The organism is Nitrospiraceae bacterium (assembly GCA_021373015.1).
Classification (GTDB): Bacteria; Nitrospirota; Thermodesulfovibrionia; order Thermodesulfovibrionales; family UBA1546; genus JAJFTJ01.
Genome location: JAJFTJ010000005.1, coordinates 128,086 through 150,761 on the forward strand (window position 1 = coordinate 128,086; position 22,676 = coordinate 150,761).

Here is a 22,676-nt window from a genome sequence, read left to right on the forward strand (position 1 = left end):
ATTCTAGTAGTTGTTTTCTTCAAGTTTAACTTTAGATTTTGTATGATTAGCGACTAGCACATAAATGTCTGAACAACTAAACTTAAAATAAAAAATTTAAATGAGACACACAAATTTCATTAAAACTTATAGTTTTGCGGGAGACTTAATGAATTTCTTCAATATCTTAAAACAAAAGAAACTTAAAGAAAAACTTTATATAAAATTATAGAGATTAAGATTAGGTGGGAAAGTTTATTGAAGGATTTTATGAATTTTTCTTTAATTTTTTTAATTTTTCAAGCGCCTCCTCTGGTGTTATTGTTTCGAGATCAATGTTCATGATATCAGTCAGAACAGGATCCTGCCTGAGCGAGAAAAGGTCTAACTGAACCCGATGTTTTTTATGTTTTTGTGAAGCGAATTTTGGCTCGCCGGCTTCATTAAGTTCTTCTTTTTCCAGGTTGTTTAAAACCTCTTTTGCCCTTGCAATAACTTCAGTTGGCAGTCCTGCAAGCTGGGCAACCTGTATTCCATAGCTTTTGTCAGCAGGGCCGTCAACAACCTTTCTTAGAAATATTATCTCGTCTCCCCATTCTTTTACAGAGACATTATAGTTTTTTACACCTTCGAGTGTGAGTGAAAGTTCTGTAAGTTCATTGTAATGAGTTGCAAAGAGCGTTCTGGACATAAGATTTTTTGCAATATATTCCGCCACAGCCCACGCAATGCTTATGCCGTCAAAAGTACTTGTTCCTCTTCCAACCTCGTCAATAATTATAAGGCTTTTTGAGGTGGCATTATTAAGTATGTTTGCTGTTTCGATCATCTCGACCATGAATGTGCTCTGTCCTTTTGTCAGAAAATCTGATGCCCCGATTCTTGTAAAGATTCTGTCTGCTACGCCGATTCTTGCTTCTGATGCAGGAACAAAACTTCCGATCTGTGCCATTAGTGCGATTAAAGCTACCTGTCTCATGTAAGTTGACTTTCCAGCCATGTTCGGGCCTGTTATTATCATGAGTCTGTTATCTTCATTATCAAGATAAACACTGTTAGGAATGAACCGCTCATCGTTTGAAAGTCTTTCGATAACAGGATGCCGTCCGTCAATTATTTCGATGATACTTCCTTCATCAATAATTGGTTTTGTATAGTTGTATCTTTTAGCTATAACAGCCATTGATGTAAGAAAATCTATTGAGGCGATTGAGTGGGCAGTCTTTGCAAGGCTTTGTGCCTCTTTTTGCGCCTCGTCGAGAATTTCCATAAAAACCTGATATTCCAGATTCTTGAGTTTTTCTTCCGCGCTTATGACCTTTGTTTCATATTCCTTAAGCTCAGGCGTTATAAATCTTTCTCCGTTTACAAGAGTCTGTTTTCTTATGTAATAATCAGGAACCTGATCTAGATTTGATTTTGTGATCTCAATGTAGTAACCGAATATCCTGTTATAGCCGACTTTTAGTGATGAAATACCTGTTTTTTTTCGCTCGCTCATCTCAAGTTCTGCGATGAAGTCTTTGCCGCTTGTTGATATTTTTCTTATCTCGTCTATATCTTTTTTATAGCCGGTCTTGATTATCCCTCCGTCTTTTATGTTCATAGGAGGATCGTCGATAATGCCTGATTCAATGAGAGACTTGAGGAGCGAAAATTCTGATATCTCATCAGCCATTGATTTGAGATGAGTTTCTTTTGATGACAAAAGCGACTTTTTTATTGATGGAAGCTGAGAAATTGAATTCTTGATTGCGATGAGATCGCGAGGGTTTGCTGTACGCGTTGCAATTCTGTTAGAAAGCCTTTCAATGTCCTGAAGCTTTCTGAAATTATTGCGTAGAGACTCGATAAGTTCGTAGCTTCCGACAAGATATTCTACTGAATTTTGCCTCTGCTGAATTTCTTTTATATCTGTAAATGGTTTTGGTATCAGATTTCTGAGATATCTTCCTCCCATCGGAGTGAGTGTTTCATCAAGAGCCCATAATAGTGAATATTCTTCTGTTCGGGTTTTTAGGTTGTAAATGAGTTCAAGATTGCGCTGTGTGGCAGCATCGAGCAGCATAAACGATGTCTGTTTTAATGGTGATATTTTTTTGAAATTTAGAGTTTCTTTTTGAGTTTCCTCAAGATAGTTTATAAGAGCTCCAGCAGCAGATATGGCAGCAGACATGCCTTCACAGCCATATCCTTCAAGAGATGAGACTTTAAAATGAGTTAGCAGGGATTTATAAGCCTCAGGATATTCGTATGCCCATTCATCATAAGGAGTGACATAAAAATCATTCAGAACTTCTGCATAATGAATATTGTCCTTTAAAACTTTTGGACAGAGTATTTCTTTTGGTTCGAATCTGCTGAGTTCATCTTCAAGGGGTTCAACTGTCTCGTAAATCATAAACTCTCCGGTAGAGATATCTGCAACCGCAACTCCATGTTTTGTACCGTCAGGATAAAAGCTTAATATGTAGTTATTTTCCTTTGGATGTTCTGGAGCATGGGTTCCCGGTGTTATGACTCTTATAACATCTCTCTGAACAATTCCTTTAGCCTCTTTTGCATCTTCGAGTTGTTCGCAGATCGCCACCTTGTGTCCTGCTTTTATCAGTTTTGTTATATATGTTTCCGATGCGAAATGAGGAATTCCGCACATTGGAACAGGTTCTTCTTTTGATTTGTCCCTTGAGGTAAGGGCTATCTGAAGGATCTTTGATGCAAGTTTTGCATCCTCACCGAACATCTCATAAAAATCTCCGAGTCTGAACATAAGGATCGAGTCCTTATATTTTTCTTTGATGCTCGAATATTGTTTCATTAAAGGAGTCAGTTCAGACATATAAGATGTTTAATAATACCAGATATACAGGGTTCAATACAAAATAAGGTTTTTATACTTATTTTTTTCTTCGTTGTTTAATTCTTTTTTACCAAAACGCACTATTTGGTAGAGGCTTATAAATTCTGAAACATTGTGTCCAATCCCAAGTCTTGAGGCTTCCTTGAGAATATCCGAAGGAGTGGAAGACTGATTTATCTTTGCTCCCTTGCGCTTCAAAAATTTTTTAAATTTCAGATACTCTTGTGTTATAAAACTATACTTTGTTCTTTTCACCCTTTTAATCACGAAGAAGAAAAAAGCAGCTCCTGCAGTAATAAGAATAATTACAAGAAGCTTTCTGATATTTAAACCGGTTATCTTGGGAATAGCTTTCAATTTTGAGAATCTCAATGAGAAGTTGCTGAAGAGCTGTTTCTGATCAGCTGAACTGAAGCTTACAACATAACTGTACCATTTCATCCTCAAAGAATCGAGGAATAGTGAATAAGCTGAAGGCGTTGTTGTCGGAGGCGCTGGCGGGGTAGGGTCAAATCGTTTCCATTTCCCGTCAATTACAGCCTCAACCCACGAATGTGCGTCGCTCTGTCTAACAATTATATAGTTGCCGTATTCATTTTTTTCTCCATTCAAGAAGCCTGTAACGATTCTTGAAGGTATCCCTAAAGCCCTCAGCATAAGCGCCATTGACGTAGCATAGTGTTCGCAGTATCCCTGTTTGGTGTTAAAGAGGAAATCTTCTATTGGGTTCATGTCTTCTGGAGGTGGAGGGGTTTTTAGAGAATATCTGTAATTTGCCTTAAGATAATTTTCTATTTTAACTGCTTTATCAATAGTTTTATTTATCCCTCTTGTTATCCTTCTTGCAAAATCTGCTGTTCTTATCAGCTCCGAGGGAAGGTTGAGATAATCATATGTCTGTTCGGTTGCAGTCTGTTCCTCCAGTGTGCTGTAAATAACATAATTTAATCTTTTATATGATTTATCATGGGTATATACTCCACCTCCATAGTCTGCAAACAAGACTCTGGTTTCCATTTCAATTCTTGATATAGTTCCAATTCCGAAGATTACATCAGAATCAAGCGGCTCAACAAAAATTTTTTGTGTTAATATTTTTTCCTCGGGTATTTTTACAAGTTCAAAGATATCTTTATCTCTGTATATTCTGTATCTTTTTTTGAATGTATTCTGCCATGAAATACCGTCAAAGTAATTAAGCATGACGCCGCGCCAGTAAATAGAAAAAGGTAAATTTTTTGACATCTCGGCTCTCATGATTATTTCATGATTAAGTTTTATTTCTCCAAAGGATCCAAAACTGACATTGTTTGAAAACCCTGATGTTTTTACGGACTTTTTGTAATGTTTGCCTCCAAATCCTCCTTGTAATCTCGGCGCTGCAATAAAAAATACTACGGTCACAATCAGTGTAATGACTGTTATAGCTGTTACAGGCGCTTTAAGTTTTATTTTTTTCAGTGTGCCTTCCTTTGTGAAATGCGATATGACCATGGCTGCAACCAGTGTTATAAGAAAAACAATAAATATTATTCCAAAGATTCCTGACTGCGTAAGCTCTGATGCAATGATAAGCTGTAAAAGTGACATGAAATAAACCTGCAAATGGTCCCATGGTTCCTTGATGTCATAACTTTTTAGTGCCTGAAATATTATTGTGAGATGTGCAACTGCAATAAATATCTCGCCGGATATCAACAAAGAATCTAGAATAAAAACAAGAAGTACGGATATCGAAAGACTGCCTACTGCCAATTTTGTCAGTGCCGGTTTGTCTTTCCAGAAGCGTATGTAACCGGGAATAATGGCTGTTCCTGCAACAATCATCAATGGGTTTAATTCGCCTGTTGTTATTAGTCCTATGCAGCCTGTAAATGCAAGTATGATTGTGAGCGCTTTATAAATCCGAGGCATATATCACCATATTGGATATTGATTCCATTTTTTTTAATGAAGAGCTGTCAGATTTTAGTATCAGTATTCCTGATCCCTGCATTTCATAAATCATAGGGCAGTCCCATGTGTCTTCTTCCTCAATCATCGCCAGCAGATCAAGTATCTTGAAAAGCTGTTCGCTGCCGTTGCCAAATGGCAGTATTTTTTTGCATGTTGCAAGTCTTACAAGAAAGCCGGAATTTATGTATTTGTATGCAAAAGATGCAGCAAATGAAACAGCTTTTTCAAAAAATTCTTTATTTGAAGGTTTTATGTTATCGATTATTATAGTGACAAGCTTTGCCTCTGGCTGTCCCATTTCTTTTATCATAAGCTTTCCTGTCTTTGCAGTGGATTTCCAGTGAACCCTTCTGATTGCATCGCCGTATCTGAATTCACGTATTGACATGAATTCGTCGCCATAACCGTGTTTTGTAAGATGTGAATTAAAATTGGAGCCTATTCCTGCAGACAATGATTCATCTATATGTTTTATTTCTGGATACACGATTATATCTCCTACAATGTCAGGTTTTATCCTTTTCTTAAAAAGAATAAAAGGAAATCCGCTCTCAATAAAAAAATCACTATGGCTGTATAATCCTCTTTTTTTAAATACGACATATGAATTTTCTATGGAGGACGATGCAGCAGGGATAAAAGGCATCAAACAATCGCCTTCTATGTTTTTTGGAAATATTATTCTGATAGAATATGAGGGGATTAATTTTTTTCTGTTGTTAATGGATATGCTGATATTTGAGCTGTTATTGGCAAAGACAGGCTGTGTTGCTGATAAAATGACAGCAAGTCCTTTTAAATTTATAATGAGCAGTAATACGGATACTGCAAGAATTCCGAGCATCATTCCGAATATAAGATATATAAGGTTGTTCCCTGTATTAACAGCAGCAACTGCTATAAGTAATGCGGCGAGCAGGAATCTTTTGCCTTCTCTTGTCGGCTTCACAGCATTATACAGGGACTGGAATGCGCTCTAAAATCTCTTTCATTATTAATTCTGCGTAATTCAAGGAATGACCTGCTTTTAATATCAGTCTGTGCCCCAGCACAGGGGTTGCCATATCTTTTATATCGTTTGGAACAACATAATCTCTTCCTTCATAATATGCGCTTGCTTTTGCAGCCTTCATAAGGAATTGCCCGCCTCTTGTGCTTACGCCAAGTCTTATTTTTTCATTATTTCTTGTGGCGGTTATTATTGAAATAAGATAATCGACAAGACTGTTTTCCACTATCACGCTGTCAACTTCCAACTGCATTTTAACGATCTCTTCCCCTGTTATAACAGGCTCCATTTTTTCTATAATTTCAAGGTTTTGCTGCCCGATAAGAACCTGTCTTTCATATTCTTTTTCAGGGTAGCCTAGTTTTATATGCATAAGAAATCTGTCGATCTGGCTTTCAGGCAGAGGAAAAGTGCCGTGATATTCCAACGGGTTTTGGGTTGCAATAACCATAAAAGGTTCTGGCAGAGTATATGTCTTTCTGTCTATCGATACCCTTCTTTCGTTCATTGCTTCAAGCAGAGCAGACTGTGTTTTTGGACTGGTTCTGTTAATCTCGTCAGCAAGGACAATATTTGCAAATATCGGTCCTTGTTTAAAATCAAAATTTTGTGAATCAGAGTTGTAAATACTCAATCCTATAATATCAGTCGGAAGCATGTCGCTTGTAAACTGTATCCGCTGGAATGAGCAGTTAATTGCCTTTGCAAGTGTGAACGCGAGTGTTGTTTTCCCGACTCCCGGGACGTCCTCGATAAGAAGATGTCCTCTGCTCAGGAGTGTGACAATTGCCATTCTAACAGAATTGGGCTTTCCCTTGATTACAGAGTCTATTCTTTCCTGAAGAAGGCTTAGCGACTTTCTTGCCATAAAAACATTTTATCATATAGATGCCTTATCAATATCATTTTTTTAAGATATAATCTTTACATATGGATGTAAAGCCTGTGCATAAGGGCAAGCCGACCCATAATATCTTCAATAAAATTGCACTGCTGTGTATGTCAATAGTTTTATTCATCAGTGTAGTTTCAATTGTTGGCTGGATTTCCGGCAGACTGATTGTCGCGAGTTACAGCTCGAAATATATTCCAATGGCTTTTACTACTGCTTTATTTTTTGCATTAATCAGTCTTTCATTTCTAACTTATATTCATAGCTTTTCAGATTTTTCCCGTAAGTTTGCCAGGGTTGCTGCAATTACAGTTATTTTTTACAGTTTTCTGACGCTTCTTCAACTTATTGTAAACGCTGATATAGGCATAGATACCTTTCTTGTAAGGGCACAGGATACTCTTAAAGACATCTCAATAGGCCATATGTCTCCCATAACTTCTCTGGGTTTTCTGCTTAGCGGGTTTTCACTGCTTGCTCTTACAACACGTTCTTTCAAATGGTTAGATACAAAGTACCTTTCTGCAGGATTATCATTAATAGTTGTTTCTATTGGTTTGATAATTGTTTCCGGATATATGACAGGAAGGCCGCTTCTTTACAGCGGAGGCATTGTCCCTGTAGCGCTGCCAACAGCGGTCGCATTTGTTGTCTCAGGTGCAGGAATGATTATGTCTGATATATCTCATGTTAAGTTCAGAACAAGCCAATTAATTATTTTTTCAAGAGGTCATTTATTTAATCAAAGATATTATCCTGTTGTTCTGGCATTTTTTACAGGTGTTATTTTCTCAATTACAATGGCAGTTATTGCGCACAAATTAGAACAAAAAAGCTCCAGAGACAGTTTCGATAAACATGCAGGCATTCTGTCAGCTACATTGCGAAAAAACATTGATGAAAATCTGGAAGTTTTAAATTCTGTTAATGCTTTTTATACTGCTTCAAAGCAGGTTAGTCGTCATGAATTTCAGGTTTTTTTAGCGAAGATATTAGCTCAATATTCAGGAATTCAGGCAGTGGAATGGTTACCATTTGTTCCAGAGTCAAAACGAAATATTTATGAGCAGGCTGCTGTCAAGGACGGATTTGTAAAATTCAAATTTAAAGAACTCAATTCTCAAAACAAACTGATAACAGCAGCAAAACGCAAAGAATATTTTCCTGTGTATTTTATTGAACCTTTAAAAGGCAATGAATCTGCGCTTGGATTTGACGTAGCATCAAATCCCATAAGTCTGGAGGCATTGGAAAAGGCTCGTGATTTAGGGAAAATGGCTGGAACGGCAAGAATTAAATTAATACAAGAAACAAGCCAGCAATATGGTATTCTGATTTTTCAGCCTATTTACTTTAATGGCGGTTCTCACAATACTCTTAGTAAACGTAGGAAAAACCTTGCAGGTTTTGCACTTGGTGTGTTCAGAGTTGGTGATATTGTAGAATCTAGCTTAAAAAATCTTAATTATCAGGATTTTGGAATATACCTTTATGATTTAAGTTCAAAGACAGATGAAGAACTTTTGTATACAAATACAAATGAACAAAAGCCAAAAAGTGTGATATTTGCATCGAAGACTTTGTTTGATATTGCAGGCCGCCAATGGATTATAAAGATTTATCCGAGTGAAAAATATTTATCTGCCCAGAACACATGGTATTCCTGGGCAGTTTTATCTGCTGGACTCATATTCACAATGATGCTCGTTGCATATATGCTTACACTTGAACGTCATGCAGCTGAGACTGAATGGTCAAAAAATGCAATAGCTTTAGATGAGGCCAGGCTTAATGCATTGTATAAACTCAGTCAAATGTCAGGCGAGTCAGAGGCAAAAATTACAGAATTTGCTTTGGAACAGGGAGTCAACCTAACAAGGAGCAAGATAGGATATCTGTATTTTTTTAATGAAGATCATATAAGCCTTGAACTTTTTTTATGGTCAAAAGAAGTTGCTAAGATATGCACTGCTGAAAAAATAAAACATTATCCTTTAAATGAAGCCGGGATTTGGGCTGACTGCATAAGACAGAAGATCCCTGTTATTCATAATGACTATCAAAATAATAAAGACAAGAAAGGATATCCTCAGGGGCATGTGCATATAACAAGGCATATGAGCATCCCGATATTCGACGGCGATAAAATAATAGCAGTTGCAGGAGTAGGGAATAAAGAAGAACCTTATGACGAAGCGGATGTGCGCCAGTTTTCGTTATTTATGCATGACATGTGGAAGCTTTTAGAGCATAAAAGAATAAGTGAGAGAATTTTAAAGGCAAGGGATTTCTATCTAACTCTGCTCGAGACATTTCCTGCTCTGATCTGGCGTTCTGGCACAGATGCAAAATGCGATTATTTCAATAAGACATGGCTTGACTTCACAGGCAGGACTGTTGAACAAGAGATGGGAGATGGATGGGCTGAAGGTGTTCATCGTGAAGATATTGACAGATGTGTAAAGACATACCTTGATGCGTTTAATAAAAGAGAACCTTTTGAGATGGAGTATAGACTAAGGCGTTATGACAGGGAATATCGGTGGATAGTTGATTTTGGAAGACCTTTTTATGATCTTGACAATAAGTTCGCTGGATATATAGGCTCCTGTTATGACATTACAGATAAAAAACAAGCTGAGGAAGAGAGGCTTAAAACAAAAAAACTCGAATCAATAGGCATCCTCGCCGGAGGGATAGCCCATGATTTTAATAATCTTCTGACTGTTATCATCGGCGGGATATCTTTAGCAAGGATGCGTATAAAATCAGATAAAAATACATCTGAGCTTCTTGAAACAGCAGAAAAAGCATGCGAGCAGGCAAAAGAGCTGAGCTACAAACTTATCACATTTTCAAAAGGAGGAGAACCTTTCAAGAAAATATCATCTATATTAACGCTTATCAAGGAAGCCGCAGATTCTTTGCTTAAAAATACAAATATAAAAACTGAGTTTTATTTAAGCCAGGAACCTTATCTTGTTGAGATAGACGAAGGGCAGATGCGACAGGTTGTAAATAATCTTTTAATAAATGCCAAAGAAGCAATGCCTCAGGGCGGTAATCTTAAGATATCCGTAGACAATTTGATTGTTCATCCAAATGACAATCTTACGCTTGAACCAGGAAAATATGTAAAGATATCAATAAGTGACAGCGGAGTCGGCATACCAGAAAAAAATCTTTCAAGGATTTTCGACCCGTATTTTACGACAAAAGAAATGGGAAGCCAGAAAGGCATGGGTCTTGGTCTTGCCGTCTGCTACTCTATTATAAAAAACCATGGTGGATTGATTACCTTTGAATCAAAATATGGCGCAGGATCAACCTTTCACTTATATCTGCCTGCTTCAGCTAATCATACTAATCAGAAAGAAACATAGATATTTACTGTTTTATCGCAGCCGTAGATATTTTTGCCATTGACAAAAAAGCGGTTAACTGATAAAAAAGCTGCCCTTGCGTCAGCGCAGGGCAGCTTCAAGAGTTGTTATTTATTTTTCTTTTTGCTTAGCCAGTTCTTCCTGCATTTTCTTTACTGCCTCTTCCATTTCTTTAGATGCTTTTTCCATCTCTTTAGCTTTTGTTGGCCAGTCAGATGCAAACTTTCTTGCAGCGATCTGCGCTGAAAGTGAAACTATTATGAATATCGCAGCAATTATTCCCCATACCAGCCATGCAACATTAGACTTTATCTTATGTGTTTCGATTGACGCTACTATCAATAAATAAAATCCCCAGATTAAAGCCAGTAAAGAACCAATATAAGGGATAAAACCGAGAATTGTTGTGATTGGGACTATTCCGCTGCTGTACGCTGCACAGCGATAAGCAACTTCATAGTTTTCCTGCGAACCCATTATTTTCCATATTACGAAAAGAATTGCAGCTGCAACAAAACTGAATACCAAGCCTACGATAGGGCCGATGATTATCCCGATCAGCGCTCCTGCAGTGCCGGCCATTACTCCAATCGGCGCTCCGCCAATGTGCAGTAATGCGCCGATAAAGCCTATTACCATTGCAATTACAACCATTACTATGAAAAAGATTATTGGGTCTTGAAATCCGCCGGTTTTCGGCATTTCCCTGTAAAAGCCCCAGGGATTTGTGATGACCTTTACTGCTGTTGAAAGTAAGTTTTCAATAATGTTTTTCCCACTCTCCATTACCTGTCCCCCTTTTTAAAAAAATGTTATAGAACTGCTTATTCTGCAAAAGTGTAGCAGGAAAAAAAAAGGTTTGCAATAGGAAATCTTTAAAATTCATCTTCTGTTACAACATCTTTCTTAATACCTGAAATGAGCGCTTCAAAAACAGGTAAAACATTTTTTCTGAAATGGCCTGCGACAAGTACATACATAATGTCATCTCCAATATTCAGCCTGCCTTCATTAATCCATGCTCTTATTGCGATTACACCTTCCTTGCGATTGTATCCTGATACCAAGGTTTCAAGCTTTGTTTTGTCATATGATAGATCCATCCCTTTTATTTTTCTGCCCTCTTTGGATGTTGCCCTGACAAGCCCATTGTGTATCAAAATCATTCCCAATTCTTCAGGGTTGGCTCTCTGTTTCACTTCTTTAATCCATTGTTCAATCATAAAACCTCCTTTGCAATTTTTCTATTATACTATTATTTTTTAACTTGTTATTGAGTGATTCTATATGCTAGTATTCTCTCAATTCAGGTCGCCTGACCCAGTAAAACGGAGGTGAAACTCTCTCTATTACGGAGGTGTAAAATAGTTAAATCTTCTGAAAAATCTGTGATATTTTATCACAGAGCGCATATACAGTTATCGAATACAAAACAGCATTTTTTACTCTTCGTTGTTTTAATGCTAGTACTGTCTGCTTCAATATATTTCATTACTCCTTCCGTGACATTTTTTATAAATGATTTTGCAAAAAACATTCTCTCAGATTATTTTCCTTCAGATTTAATAAACATAATCGAAAAGTCTTTTGTTAAGGATATCTATATTCTTAGTATGCCTGAGAAATATCCGGAGCCTCTGCTTCCTCCTGCACTTTTTTTATTTTCGTTGTTAAGTATCTTTTTGATAATAAAAACAAAACTTCCAGCTCCTGTTGTTATATGGATAGTATATTCTTCAATAGTAAATCTTATTTCTTCGATATTTTTTATATTTTTTTACGACCAGTTCCCTTATAACATTGAGGCATTTACTGAGTTATATATAAAGACTGAAGTAAATATATGGATTTTTATCCCGATTATAATGGGCATGGCGCTTTCATCTCTGCCGTCTAGAATATTTTCGAAGGTAGGGTTAGTTGTTCTGACAATCATCTATTCAATGATACTCGGGCTAATAAGATATGTAGCATTTATTTATGTTCTCGCAGATTTTTCTCTGATCTTTATGCCTCTTCTTTTCTTTGCCTTCGGACCGTTTATGGACTTTGTATATATCGTAGGAATGTATTCTTTGTATATAAGCAATTATGCTAAAAAAATAGGAAAGGACCTCAGAATATGGAAATGGTTGTCTTAGTCCTGAAAGCCTATTTTATATTTGTGGCTTTTATAATGATGATTTATGCTGTAAGGCATTACATTTTTATTTTAAACAGGATGTTTGGAGAACAGAGGATTTATTATCAGGACATAATAGATTCAGAGCTCCCCTCGGTTTCTGTTCTGGTTCCAATGCACAATGAAGAAAAAATGGCTTCAAATATTCTGGATAGGCTTGTAACCGTCAATTATCCAAAGGAAAAGCTCGAGATAGTTCCTCTGGACGGAAATGTTTATCCAAGCGGGAAGCTTGAAATAATACCAATAAATGACCATTCAACAGATCAGACTTCGGTAATCCTTGATAAATATGCTGAAAAATATTCAACGATAAAACCTTTTCACAGGAATACAGGTGACCGCGGAAAACCATCAGCATTGAATGATGTGTTGAAAGAGGCTAAGGGAGAGATAGTTGTAATATTTGATGCCGACTATCTGCCTCCGAAGGGAATTATACGAGACATAGCTGTTTCATTCAGCGACCCTGAAGTCGGAGCAGTTATGGGACGTGTTATCCCAATAAACACAGGAAAAAATTTTCTGACAAGATGTCTGGATTTGGAAAGAACAGGAGGTTATCAGGTTGATCAGCAGGCAAGATATAATCTTAAATTAATCCCTCAGTATGGAGGCACTGTCGGAGGGTTCAGAAAAGATCTTATAATTGAACTCGGCAGTTTTGACCCAAATGTGTTGACAGAAGATACAGAACTCACATTTAAATTGTTTATTAATGGATGGAAGGTGGTTTATGCGAACAGAGTCGAATGTTACGAAGAATCACCTGAAGAATGGCGTGTAAGGGCAAGACAGATAAGGAGATGGTCAAGAGGACATTCGCAGGTAATGTTTAAATATCTAATTCCATTACTTAAATCAAAGTGTCTGTCTTTCAGAGAAAAATTTGACGGTTCTTTATTGATGTTTGTCTATACAGTTCCATTTGTTCTTCTTACAGGACTTATCAATGCGGCAATACTGTTTTTTTTGGGAGAAATGAATATTATTTCAAACCTTATTGTTTTTCTATTTCTTGGTATTTATAACACATTTGGAAATTTTGCGACATTTTATCAAATCGGTACTGGTGCGGTGCTTGACGGCGCAAGTTACAGGGTGCGCCTTCTGCCATTTTTTATTTTCAATTTTTTGTTCAATATATGGTACACATCTCTCGGTTTTGTCGATGCAATAATTGACTTATTTACGAAAAGAAGATCCGTATGGCAGAAAACTAAAAGATACGGGAACGGAACGGTTAAGGTCTAATGTCTATAATGCTGATTTTTATAGGATTCTTTATTCTTATTATGATACCTTTTATCCCTGGGATAATAGAAATGCTCAGACCAAAAGATTCGGATCCGCTTTTTATAAAAATGGATTATACGAAAGACCCAAGATATTTTGGAACTGCATTTAAAAGTCTCCTGAAAGAGAGTCTGTCAGACCTTAAGGAAGGGAATAAAGATGTAAGATTATCCAAAGATGAAGTTGTGAAAATATCCAGCTCAGAAAATATAAAAAGAAACACAGAAGTTTCTACTATTATTTATTTTCTTGGCAAGCTTGAATCCGAAGATAACGTAAAGTTTGACAAGGAGATTTACGTTGCTGATAGCGTGGAGATAGGGGCAAATGGCATTGTGAGGGCGATAGCTTGCGACAGGGATATATCTCTTTCTGAAAATGTGAATGTAATAAGATGGCTTGATGCTGAGGGGAAAATAACAGCAGAAAATGGCTGTGATTTAGGTATAAGCTCTTCCTGTTCCAAAGAATTCAGGATTGCCGATAACTGCAGATTCAAGCGTATTTTGGGCTCTCCTGTTATTACTTTCAGAAAATCTAATGGCAGGATGTCTGTTTCGAACAAAGAGAGGCATGCGATTTTGGTTGATGATGAGAAGTGCACTGTAATACCTGAAAACACAGAAACAGCAAAAACCATTATCATCAAGCAGGATCTCTTAATTAAAGACAATTGTATTTTCAGAGAGAGCGTAAAGGCATACGGGAATATTATTATCGGTAAGAATGTTCAGATTTCAGGAAATCTTTTTTCTGAAAAAAGCATAGATATATTAGAAGGTTCTCAAATCAAAGGAAATGTTTTTTCTCAGGGGCATATACAAATTAGAAATAATGTAGAAATTGGAACTAATAATAAGATGAAGTCAGTCATTGGGAAGAAAGGCGTTCTGATAGGTCAGGATGTTACCATACACGGATATATAATGACTGAGGGAGCAGGGCTAATAACATGAAAAGAATCTTGACAATGGTTTTAATTGTAGTTTCTCTTGGTATTATTTTGTATAGTACGCTGCCAATATATCAGCGTTGGAAATTGTCAAAAGATTTGTCTATGAAGGTTCTTTTGGTTTACAGCCCCTATAAAACGGACAATAATTCAATTTTGAAAGCATACTCAAGCGTTCTGGAAGAAGAAGGTGTTTCCTATGAAAAAATAAACGCTTATTCCCTTATAATGTTAAAAGCCGAAGAAACAGCAAAAACCAAGCCTGTAATAATATTTCCTGACGGAGCAGCCCAGATCCTTCCACATGGAATGACATCATGGATTAATGGATATCTTTCCAGCGGAGGAAGTATAGCGATTATATATGATGCGGGCACAAAAAGCCGAAAAGGAAACTTTGTAGATAATACGGTTTTTTCGGATATCGCAGGAATAAATTATATTCAATATAATCAGCTCAAAAAAGATGCATTCACAACAGGATTTCTTAAATTTGATAGTTATCAAAAAGCTGATTTTTTAGAAATCCCACGCGGCAAGCTGGAGAATGACCTGACGTTGAGCAGTTATGGTTACGGCGCCTTAGAATATCCAATTTCGAGAAATGAAATAAAACAAGACCAGAAAATCAACGAGATTGCTTATGTGGTTTCAAAAGATGGTAAAAGATATCCTGCTGTTGCAATCAGGCCCTTTGCTAAAGGAAATGTTCTTTATGTGAATCTTCCATTGGGACACCTTAAGAGCAACACCGATGATCTCCCTATGAGAGCTATTTTAAGGACATTTTTATTTAAAGTTGTAAGGATTCCTCATCTGCTTAATGTTCCGTACGGAAAAGGAGGACTTGTCGTAAACTGGCATATTGACTCTAATGATGATTGGGAATGGCTTCCGTATATGATAGATAATGGATATTTCCGAAAAGGCATAGATTATTCTATGCATGTAACTGCGGGTGATTTCAGAGATAAGCCCGGAGACGGAATAGGGTTCCAGGCATGCGGAAAAGGCAGGCCATTTATTCTAATGATAAAGGATTTTGGTTTTGTAGGATCTCACGGCGGATGGGGGCACAATTGGTTTGCAGATAATATTGAAAAAGGAATCTTTAAAAAGGATGAAATAACGAAATACATAAAAAAGAACAATGACTGTCTTGAGAGTGTAACAAAACAAAAAGTCATAGAATACTCTGCGCCAAACGGTGTTCATCCCCAGCCTGTAACAACCGAAATATTGGATAAACTTGGCGTTATCTCATACTACTCTACAGGAGATACTGGCTCACATCCGAACAGATCATTCATAGCAAACAAAATGGTTTCCGACAAAGTCTTTGCTTTTCCTGTCATGCCTTTTGGAAAATACGCTTCGCTTTATGAGATGAAGAAAGCCGGTAAATCTGAAAATGAGATTAAAAAATGGTTTAAAGAAACTGTTGATTATATTGTCGCAAACAGAAACATCAGGCTGGTTTATTCGCATCCATACAATATCGAAGATTACAAAAAAGGGACAAAATATTTTATTGATTATATCGAAAAACTTTACAAAGAAAATAAACTTCAGGTTAAATCAATGAGTTATTTCACGTACTTTATAAAAAGATTTTTAAATACAAAATTTATATTTGAACAAAAGGATGGTAGACTCGCGGCGCATCTGTATAACAAAGAGAATCTTGAAGGAATAACGTTGGCTGTTCCTAAAAATCTTTATAAGAAACCTGTAACAGAAAAAGCATTAATTCAGGAGGATAAAGATTACTATTATTTAGTGGTCAAGGACAAAAAAAATGAAGAAACTTTTTATTTTGACGGCATTTAGTCTCTATTTGCTTTCTGCAGCTTATGCTGACATTGATATTTGCAAGAACCATCCTGCATTAAAAATATCAAGGCATTTTGTCCCTGATGAAAAAGATGTGAATTATATTAATCCTTATATAGCCAATATCGAGTCAATATACCTTCTTCAAAAAGGCACAGAACCCAGGATGATTGGAGATTATATCTCCTGGTATTTAAATCACACGAATTATTCAGATAAATTTGATCTTACAGGCACAATGTATGATTACAAAATATACTGCAAGGGTTGGGAAAGGGCATTAGAATCATACGACTCGGCTGATGGTTATGCAGGGACATTTCTTTTTCTGGTTTACGAATATTTTACAAAGACTAAGGATAAAGAAATAATTTTTAAGAACAAACAAAAACTTGAAGATATAGCATATGTTATAGCTCATCTCCAGGATGAAGATGGTCTTACACGTGCTTTACCAGGTAAAAATACTAAATATTTGATGGATAATTGTGAAGCATACGCAGGCATAAGAGCATTTAATAAATTGTCTAAAGAAATAGGCTGGGGTGTAAATGCGTATTATGTCGAACTCGAACAGAATATTAAGGACGGCATTTTGTCGTATCTATACAAAGAAGATAAAGAATATTTTTATTGGGCAATAGAAGGCAAGAAGGTTTTTGTGCCTGACAATAATAAGTTTTACCCTGATGCTTTGTCACAGATATTCCCGATACTTTATGACTTAATGGATGAGAATAAGGAGTTAAAGCAAATTATGTGGAAAAAGTTTAAAGATAAATATTCGAATAAAATGAATCTTTTCTCTTCTGAGCAGAGGTTGATTTTCGAGCTTACAGAGAGGAAAATGAGCAGTAAATGAAAATTCTAGTTGTGTTTGGCACCAGACCTGAGGCTATAAAACTTTCATCTGTGATTCATCTGCTGAAGGATAAGTTTGATGTAAAGATTCTGTCCTCAGGCCAGCATCTGGAACTAACCAATCAGGCAATTAATTTTTTTGGGATAAAACTGGATTATAACCTTGCTTGTATGCCAAAAAAACCGGATCTCATGGTAGTTTACGAGAAAATTATTTTAAAAATGAAGCGTATAATCGATAAGGAAAATCCTGACCTTTTGATTGTTCAGGGAGATACCCTGAGTACTTATTCAGGAGCTTTTCTGGGCTTTATGTTTAAAAAACCTGTTTTGCATGTTGAGGCAGGATTAAGAACTTTCAATAATTTTTCTCCATTTCCTGAAGAGATGCTGCGGCTTTTGGTGTCGCGCCTTGCATGTTTTCATTTTGTTCCTACAAAAAGATCAGCTGAGAACCTAATTGCAGAAGGCATAAAAAAAGACAAAATATTTATTTCAGGGAATACTGTGGTTGATTCTTTGCTTTATACAAAGAAAAATATTAATGAAAAGACGGTTTTTGAAGAGCTTGCAAAGACTAATCAAGGAATAGAAAAGAAAATCCATTCTAAAAAACTAATACTGATTACATCACATAGAAGAGAAAACATTGGAGAACCGCTGAGAAATATATGCAGGGCAGTGAAACAGCTTGCGGACAAGTATAAAGATGCATTTTTCTTGTGGTCTCTTCATAAAAACCCTGATATAAGAAAGATAGTGTTGGATGAAATCTCAGGAAATTCAGATAATATAATATTGTCTGAATCATTTTCATATCAAACTTTGATTTATTTAATGGAAAATTCTCATATAATAATGACTGATTCAGGAGGCATACAGGAAGAAGCGCCTACATTTCATAGGCCTTTGATAATTCTGAGAGAATCAACAGAAAGACAAGAAGTTGTTGAAAAAGGCATAGGTTTTCTTACAGCATGCAATATAGACAAAACAGTGAATATATTTACTTCTTTATATGAAGATAAAGAATTTTATAGTAATATTTCGAAGAAATCTAATCCATTTGGAGACGGAAAGGCTTCGAAAAGGATTCTGGATTTTCTCCTGCTGGATGAAGTGAAAAGTTTTATAAAAAATTACCCTGCCTCATCGGAACAGATACTAAATGTAAAAGGAAAAGTAGATGAATTTAAAGAATGAACTGAAAAAAACAATTGTTTTAGCCGCTGTATTTTTTGTGTTTTTCCCATGTATTATTCATGCGGAAGATGCAGATCAGGAAAAGAAAAACCGAATAGAAGCAGTTTTTTCTTATGAATATCTGAACCCTAATGAAACTTATGGAGAGTGGAAAGGGCTTTCCCTTGCATTTTACAGAACGCCTTCTAGTGACCTGACATATTTTATTCAGGGAGGAACTTTCTGGAGAAAAGAAGGAAACGGATTTACGGGAACCGTCGGCGCTTATAAAGACTGGCTTGAAAGACTTTATACCTATTCTGCAGTTTCTGCTGGAACTAATTCAGAATATCTGCCGAAATTCAGAATAGACCATGATTTTAATTTCAAATTAGGTCCTGAAAAAAATATTGTATGGATAGCAGGCATAAGCTATTTGCAGTATTTCGGCGATCATAGAGACCTAATCTTATCAACAGGAGTTGCATTATACTACCCTGAAGATTGGGTATGGGAATACAGAATTTTCAGAAACGACAGCAGCCCTGGAAATGTTATTTCTTATTCTCATCTGATAAGTGCGGGGTATGGAAGGGAGAAATGGCAGTGGACATATCTTGACGTTTCGTTTGGCAATCAGGCTTATAATGCAACCAATTTAGAAAGCCCGGAAAAGGTTGATCAAAATGCCTTAAGAGTAGGATTAAGAAATAAAACTTGGATAGGCAAGGATTATGGTGTAATGGGTGATGTAAGTTTTTTCAAGCTTCAGGACGGTTATAAAAAATATGGTTTTTCGTTGGGTGTATTCAAAGAATTTTAACGGGGATAATTTTTACTTGAACCATAAAAAATACTCGGATTTTTAATCTAAACTCTCAAGCTCTTTTTTAAAAAATTCCATTGTTCTTTCATCAAAGACGCAGAATTCAATAACCTCCAGCGAAGTTTTAGGGTTATCTTTAAAATAATTTGCAGATTCTCTGACCAATATTTTTGCACATCTGTCCTTTGGAAACCCGAATATGCCTGAGCTTATTGCAGGCATAGAGATGCTTTTAAGGTTGTTTTCAGATGCAAGTTTAAGCGCACTAAGCACAGCATTCCCCAGTTTGTTGTCTTCATTGCCTTCGCCTATAATTGGTCCAACTGTATGTATGACAAATTTTGCATGGAGTCTGCCTGCATTTGTTATCACTGATGTGCCTACAGGCGTATAGCCGATCTTGTCGCTTTCTTCCTGAATTACTGCTCCGCCTTCTCTGACTATTGCTCCTGCAACGCCGCCTCCGTGTTGAAGATAAGAGTTAGCCGCATTGACAATAGCATCGACTTTTCGTTCTGTAATATCACCTTGAACGATTCTTAATGTACGGTTTTGAATAGTCTTTTCAGTTATCAGTTTCATGAATATATCGCAAAGCTTTATGCTATAATTTTATCATGTTAAAAAACATCAGTAAACTAATCAGCATAGTTTTTTTCTTGGTTTTATTTCTGCCTTTTTTTGTTTTTTCTGAAACGCCTAAAAATTATGTTATGGTCATTACTGTCAACGGAGTAGTTAACCCTTCATCAGCTGAATATATAAGCAAGAGTATAAAAGAGGCTAACAAACAAAAATATCAAGCTCTTATAATCCAGCTCGACACACCTGGCGGCCTTGATACATCAATGCGGACGATCGTTAAAGACATTATTGCAAGTGAAGTCCCTGTTGTTGTCTATGTTTCTCCAAGCGGAGCAAGAGCTGCTTCAGCAGGAGTATTCATAACTCTTGCAGCACATGTAGCGGCAATGTCTCCTGGAACTAACATCGGCGCTGCGCATCCTGTTGGAGTTGGTGAAAAAATGGACAAGACAATGGCTCAAAAAGCAACGAATGACGCTGCAGCTTATGTAAAGTCGCTTGCAGAAAGAACAGGAAGAAATTCAAAGTGGGCTGAAGATGCTGTAAGAAAAAGTATATCTGCAACTGAACAAGAGGCTTTGAAAGAAAATGTCATTGATTTGGTAAGTAAGGATATAAAATCACTGCTTTCTGAAATAGACGGCAAAAAAGTTAAAACCATTATGGGAGATAAAACACTTCATACTGCCAACTCAGGAATTGTGAAGGGTGAAATGGGATTCAGGCATAGGATATTGAATGTTATAACTGATCCCAGTGTTGCATACATTCTCATGCTTTTAGGATTTTACGGTCTGTTTTTTGAGCTTACAAGTCCGGGTGCAGTCTTTCCTGGTGTTGTTGGCGGTATATGTCTGATACTTGCTTTTTACGCATTCCAGATGCTGCCTGTTAATTATGCCGGATTACTGCTTATTGTTTTGGCCATAATACTCTTTGTTCTTGAGGTTAAGATAGTTTCTCATGGAGCGCTTACTATTGGAGGAATAGTGTCGATGATCTTCGGTTCTCTAATGCTTTTTGATTCTCCTGAACCTTTTATGAGGCTCTCGATTCTCCTTGTCCTGCCAGCAGTGCTTGTAACAGCATTTTTCTTTATAATGGTGTTTCGACTTGCATACAAGGCATACAGGATAAGACCTATTACAGGAGCTGAGGGTCTTATCGGCTTAGAAGGCATTGCCAATACAGATATAACAAAAAGCGGAGGCATGGTATTGGTAAATGGAGAAATCTGGTCAGCACATTCTGATCCAGACATACTAAAAGGCGAAAAAGTAATTGTTGAGAATGTATCAGGTTTAAAATTAAAAGTAAGGAAATCTTAATTTAAACAGGAGGAAAACATGGGTTCTTTAGGTTTGGGAACGATTTTCGCGTTATTTTTTATAATTTATTTTCTTTCAAGTGCAATCAAAGTTCTGAGGGAATATGAAAGAGGCGTTGTATTCAGGCTTGGAAGGATCATCCCTGTTAAAGGGCCGGGTCTTGTCCTTATTTTTCCTGTAATCGATAAGCTTGTAAGGGTGAGTCTCAGGACCATTGCCTTTGATGTCCCTGCGCAGGATGTAATTACGAGGGATAACATCTCGGTGAAGGTTAATGCCGTTGTATATTTCAGAGTCATAGACCCTATAAGGGCGATAACAGCTGTGGAGGACTTTTATTATGCAACCTCACAGATGGCGCAGACCAGCTTAAGAAGTATTCTCGGCCAGAGCCAGCTTGATGACCTCTTGGCAAAAAGAGAGGACATCAATGCTGAACTTCAGAAGGTGATAGACCAGCAGACAGAGCCTTGGGGGGTAAAGGTTACTGCAGTTGAAGTAAAGAATGTTGACCTTCCTGTAGAGATGCAAAGGGCGATTGCAAAACAGGCAGAGGCTGAGCGTGAAAGAAGGGCAAAGGTCATACACGCAGAGGGAGAATTTCAGGCATCGCAGAGACTTGCAGATGCAGCAAAGATTATTGCAACTGAAAGCGGAGCTCTGCAGCTTAGATTTCTCCAGACACTGACTGAGATTGCAACAGAAAAAAACTCTACTATAATATTCCCTGTGCCGATAGATTTAATAAAACCATTTATTGATAAGATGGGGAAATAAAGTCGGTACGACTCTGTGAGACAGGACTGTGTTTTGTCAGAGATTCACAACGAAAAGGAGTTGGATAATAACAACTTTTAAAAATAGAACTTGGTTCAAAATGGCCCTGCTTGTATTAATTGTTGCAGGGTCAATATTTATACTTTATAAATCAGGTCTAGTTGCGTTTTTTCTCAGCAGAGAACGCATAGCTGAATTTCTTAATTCTCTCGGTCCATTTTCATTTCTTGGTTTCATCGCACTACAATCTATACAGGTTATTGCTGCTCCTATTCCAGGAGAGGTGACAGGTTTTATCGGCGGTTATGCATATGGGATATTAGGCGGCATATTGTTTTCTACAATCGGTCTGACCATAGGTTCATTTGTGGCCTTTTCCCTTACTCGATATTTCGGGCATCCATTTATAGAAAAATTTGTAAAAAAAGAGACTATGGAGAAGTATGATTATCTATTGCATCATAAAGGAGCTTTTCTTGTTTTCCTGCTTTTCTTGATCCCTGGTTTTCCTAAAGATTCTCTCTGCTATATCCTTGGCCTTGGACACCTTACTGCAAAAGAATTTTTAATCATAAGCACAGTGGGGAGGTTTGCAGGAACAGTTCTACTCACACTAGGAGGGGATTACATTCAGCGTAAAGAATATTACAGTTTTTCGATCCTTATAGGGATCGCAATTATTCTTATCTTTCTGGCAATGGTTTATAGGCAAAAACTGGAATATATTTTCAAAAGACTGCACCGTACTTCCACTAAAGAAAAAGACGGAAAGTAA

The 22,676-nt window shown here is 36.8% G+C and carries 18 protein-coding genes; 11 read left to right on the forward strand and 7 right to left on the reverse strand.

What is annotated here, in order from left to right; translation table 11 throughout:
• Positions 1–247: 247 nt before the first annotated feature.
• Genes mutS through LLF28_02025 form a run of 4 tightly spaced genes read right to left on the reverse strand, consistent with a single transcriptional unit; the run spans position 248 to position 6,672 of the window.
• On the reverse strand, positions 248–2,818 hold the full coding sequence (mutS, locus tag LLF28_02010; GenBank protein MCE5194220.1) for a DNA mismatch repair protein MutS: 2,571 nt from the start codon (positions 2,816–2,818) through the stop codon (positions 248–250).
• 33 nt (positions 2,819–2,851) lie between these two features.
• Positions 2,852–4,753, reverse strand: coding sequence for a DUF3488 and transglutaminase-like domain-containing protein (locus LLF28_02015; protein ID MCE5194221.1), 1,902 nt, complete (start codon positions 4,751–4,753; stop codon positions 2,852–2,854).
• Positions 4,737–5,744 (reverse strand): DUF58 domain-containing protein, encoded by a 1,008-nt coding sequence (locus LLF28_02020; protein ID MCE5194222.1) that lies wholly within the window; start codon positions 5,742–5,744, stop codon positions 4,737–4,739. Before LLF28_02020 ends, LLF28_02015 begins: the two co-directional genes overlap by 17 nt.
• Before the next feature lie 4 nt (positions 5,745–5,748).
• A complete protein-coding gene (locus LLF28_02025) occupies positions 5,749–6,672 on the reverse strand; it encodes a MoxR family ATPase (protein MCE5194223.1) in 924 nt (307 codons plus the stop codon).
• Positions 6,673–6,734: 62 nt separating this feature from the next.
• On the opposite strand from LLF28_02025, the gene LLF28_02030 reads away from it, so the two are divergent.
• A complete protein-coding gene (locus LLF28_02030) occupies positions 6,735–10,079 on the forward strand; it encodes a CHASE domain-containing protein (GenBank protein ID MCE5194224.1) in 3,345 nt (1,114 codons plus the stop codon).
• Between the two features lie 111 nt (positions 10,080–10,190).
• On the opposite strand, the gene LLF28_02035 is transcribed toward LLF28_02030, so the two are convergent.
• Together LLF28_02035 and LLF28_02040 are read right to left on the reverse strand one after the other, a co-directional pair.
• The gene (locus tag LLF28_02035) at positions 10,191–10,865 is read right to left on the reverse strand and encodes a YIP1 family protein (protein ID MCE5194225.1); all 675 of its coding nucleotides are present in this window, start codon (positions 10,863–10,865) and stop codon (positions 10,191–10,193) included.
• 89 nt (positions 10,866–10,954) lie between these two features.
• The gene (locus LLF28_02040) at positions 10,955–11,302 is read right to left on the reverse strand and encodes a molybdenum cofactor biosynthesis protein MoaE (protein ID MCE5194226.1); all 348 of its coding nucleotides are present in this window, start codon (positions 11,300–11,302) and stop codon (positions 10,955–10,957) included.
• A gap of 237 nt (positions 11,303–11,539) precedes the next feature.
• On the opposite strand from LLF28_02040, the gene LLF28_02045 reads away from it, so the two are divergent.
• The 7 genes from LLF28_02045 to LLF28_02075 are packed head-to-tail and all read left to right on the forward strand — an operon-like array spanning position 11,540 to position 19,208.
• Complete coding sequence (locus tag LLF28_02045) at positions 11,540–12,220, forward strand: hypothetical protein (GenBank protein MCE5194227.1); 681 nt, start codon at positions 11,540–11,542, stop codon at positions 12,218–12,220.
• On the forward strand, positions 12,202–13,515 hold the full coding sequence (locus LLF28_02050; protein MCE5194228.1) for a glycosyltransferase family 2 protein: 1,314 nt from the start codon (positions 12,202–12,204) through the stop codon (positions 13,513–13,515). The genes LLF28_02045 and LLF28_02050 overlap by 19 nt, the downstream gene beginning before the upstream one ends.
• Positions 13,515–14,513, forward strand: a complete 999-nt coding sequence (locus tag LLF28_02055) for a hypothetical protein (protein MCE5194229.1) — start codon at positions 13,515–13,517, stop codon at positions 14,511–14,513. Before LLF28_02050 ends, LLF28_02055 begins: the two co-directional genes overlap by 1 nt.
• Positions 14,510–16,339 (forward strand): hypothetical protein, encoded by a 1,830-nt coding sequence (locus LLF28_02060; protein MCE5194230.1) that lies wholly within the window; start codon positions 14,510–14,512, stop codon positions 16,337–16,339. The genes LLF28_02055 and LLF28_02060 overlap by 4 nt, the downstream gene beginning before the upstream one ends.
• Positions 16,308–17,204 carry a hypothetical protein gene (locus tag LLF28_02065; GenBank protein ID MCE5194231.1) on the forward strand — a complete coding sequence of 299 codons (897 nt, stop codon included), beginning with the start codon at positions 16,308–16,310 and terminating at the stop codon, positions 17,202–17,204. Before LLF28_02060 ends, LLF28_02065 begins: the two co-directional genes overlap by 32 nt.
• Positions 17,201–18,406 (forward strand): UDP-N-acetylglucosamine 2-epimerase (non-hydrolyzing), encoded by a 1,206-nt coding sequence (wecB, locus tag LLF28_02070; GenBank protein MCE5194232.1) that lies wholly within the window; start codon positions 17,201–17,203, stop codon positions 18,404–18,406. Before LLF28_02065 ends, wecB begins: the two co-directional genes overlap by 4 nt.
• Positions 18,390–19,208 carry a YaiO family outer membrane beta-barrel protein gene (locus LLF28_02075; protein ID MCE5194233.1) on the forward strand — a complete coding sequence of 273 codons (819 nt, stop codon included), beginning with the start codon at positions 18,390–18,392 and terminating at the stop codon, positions 19,206–19,208. Before wecB ends, LLF28_02075 begins: the two co-directional genes overlap by 17 nt.
• A 42-nt stretch (positions 19,209–19,250) precedes the next feature.
• On the opposite strand, the gene LLF28_02080 is transcribed toward LLF28_02075, so the two are convergent.
• On the reverse strand, positions 19,251–19,793 hold the full coding sequence (locus tag LLF28_02080; GenBank protein MCE5194234.1) for a macro domain-containing protein: 543 nt from the start codon (positions 19,791–19,793) through the stop codon (positions 19,251–19,253).
• Positions 19,794–19,870: 77 nt separating this feature from the next.
• Here LLF28_02080 and LLF28_02085 point away from each other — a divergent pair, with 77 nt between their 5' ends.
• From LLF28_02085 to LLF28_02095, 3 genes are all read left to right on the forward strand, one after another.
• Positions 19,871–21,124 (forward strand): nodulation protein NfeD, encoded by a 1,254-nt coding sequence (locus tag LLF28_02085; GenBank protein MCE5194235.1) that lies wholly within the window; start codon positions 19,871–19,873, stop codon positions 21,122–21,124.
• An 18-nt stretch (positions 21,125–21,142) separates the two neighbouring features.
• Positions 21,143–21,901: a slipin family protein gene (locus LLF28_02090; GenBank protein MCE5194236.1), complete on the forward strand. Its 759-nt coding sequence runs from the start codon at positions 21,143–21,145 to the stop codon at positions 21,899–21,901.
• Positions 21,902–22,001: 100 nt separating this feature from the next.
• Positions 22,002–22,676: a TVP38/TMEM64 family protein gene (locus LLF28_02095; GenBank protein MCE5194237.1), complete on the forward strand. Its 675-nt coding sequence runs from the start codon at positions 22,002–22,004 to the stop codon at positions 22,674–22,676.

Coding starts and splice junctions, on each gene's coding strand:
- LLF28_02095 (MCE5194237.1), top strand. CDS start 22,002: ATGGCCCTGCTTGTATTAATTGTTGCAGGGTCAATATTTATACTTTAT.
- LLF28_02050 (MCE5194228.1), top strand. CDS start 12,202: ATGGAAATGGTTGTCTTAGTCCTGAAAGCCTATTTTATATTTGTGGCT.
- LLF28_02030 (MCE5194224.1), top strand. CDS start 6,735: ATGGATGTAAAGCCTGTGCATAAGGGCAAGCCGACCCATAATATCTTC.
- LLF28_02080 (MCE5194234.1), bottom strand. CDS start 19,793: ATGAAACTGATAACTGAAAAGACTATTCAAAACCGTACATTAAGAATC.
- LLF28_02055 (MCE5194229.1), top strand. CDS start 13,515: ATGTCTATAATGCTGATTTTTATAGGATTCTTTATTCTTATTATGATA.
- LLF28_02075 (MCE5194233.1), top strand. CDS start 18,390: ATGAATTTAAAGAATGAACTGAAAAAAACAATTGTTTTAGCCGCTGTA.
- LLF28_02060 (MCE5194230.1), top strand. CDS start 14,510: ATGAAAAGAATCTTGACAATGGTTTTAATTGTAGTTTCTCTTGGTATT.
- LLF28_02035 (MCE5194225.1), bottom strand. CDS start 10,865: ATGGAGAGTGGGAAAAACATTATTGAAAACTTACTTTCAACAGCAGTA.
- LLF28_02015 (MCE5194221.1), bottom strand. CDS start 4,753: ATGCCTCGGATTTATAAAGCGCTCACAATCATACTTGCATTTACAGGC.
- LLF28_02090 (MCE5194236.1), top strand. CDS start 21,143: ATGGGTTCTTTAGGTTTGGGAACGATTTTCGCGTTATTTTTTATAATT.
- mutS (MCE5194220.1), bottom strand. CDS start 2,818: ATGTCTGAACTGACTCCTTTAATGAAACAATATTCGAGCATCAAAGAA.
- LLF28_02040 (MCE5194226.1), bottom strand. CDS start 11,302: ATGATTGAACAATGGATTAAAGAAGTGAAACAGAGAGCCAACCCTGAA.
- LLF28_02065 (MCE5194231.1), top strand. CDS start 16,308: ATGAAGAAACTTTTTATTTTGACGGCATTTAGTCTCTATTTGCTTTCT.
- wecB (MCE5194232.1), top strand. CDS start 17,201: ATGAAAATTCTAGTTGTGTTTGGCACCAGACCTGAGGCTATAAAACTT.
- LLF28_02045 (MCE5194227.1), top strand. CDS start 11,540: ATGCTAGTACTGTCTGCTTCAATATATTTCATTACTCCTTCCGTGACA.
- LLF28_02025 (MCE5194223.1), bottom strand. CDS start 6,672: ATGGCAAGAAAGTCGCTAAGCCTTCTTCAGGAAAGAATAGACTCTGTA.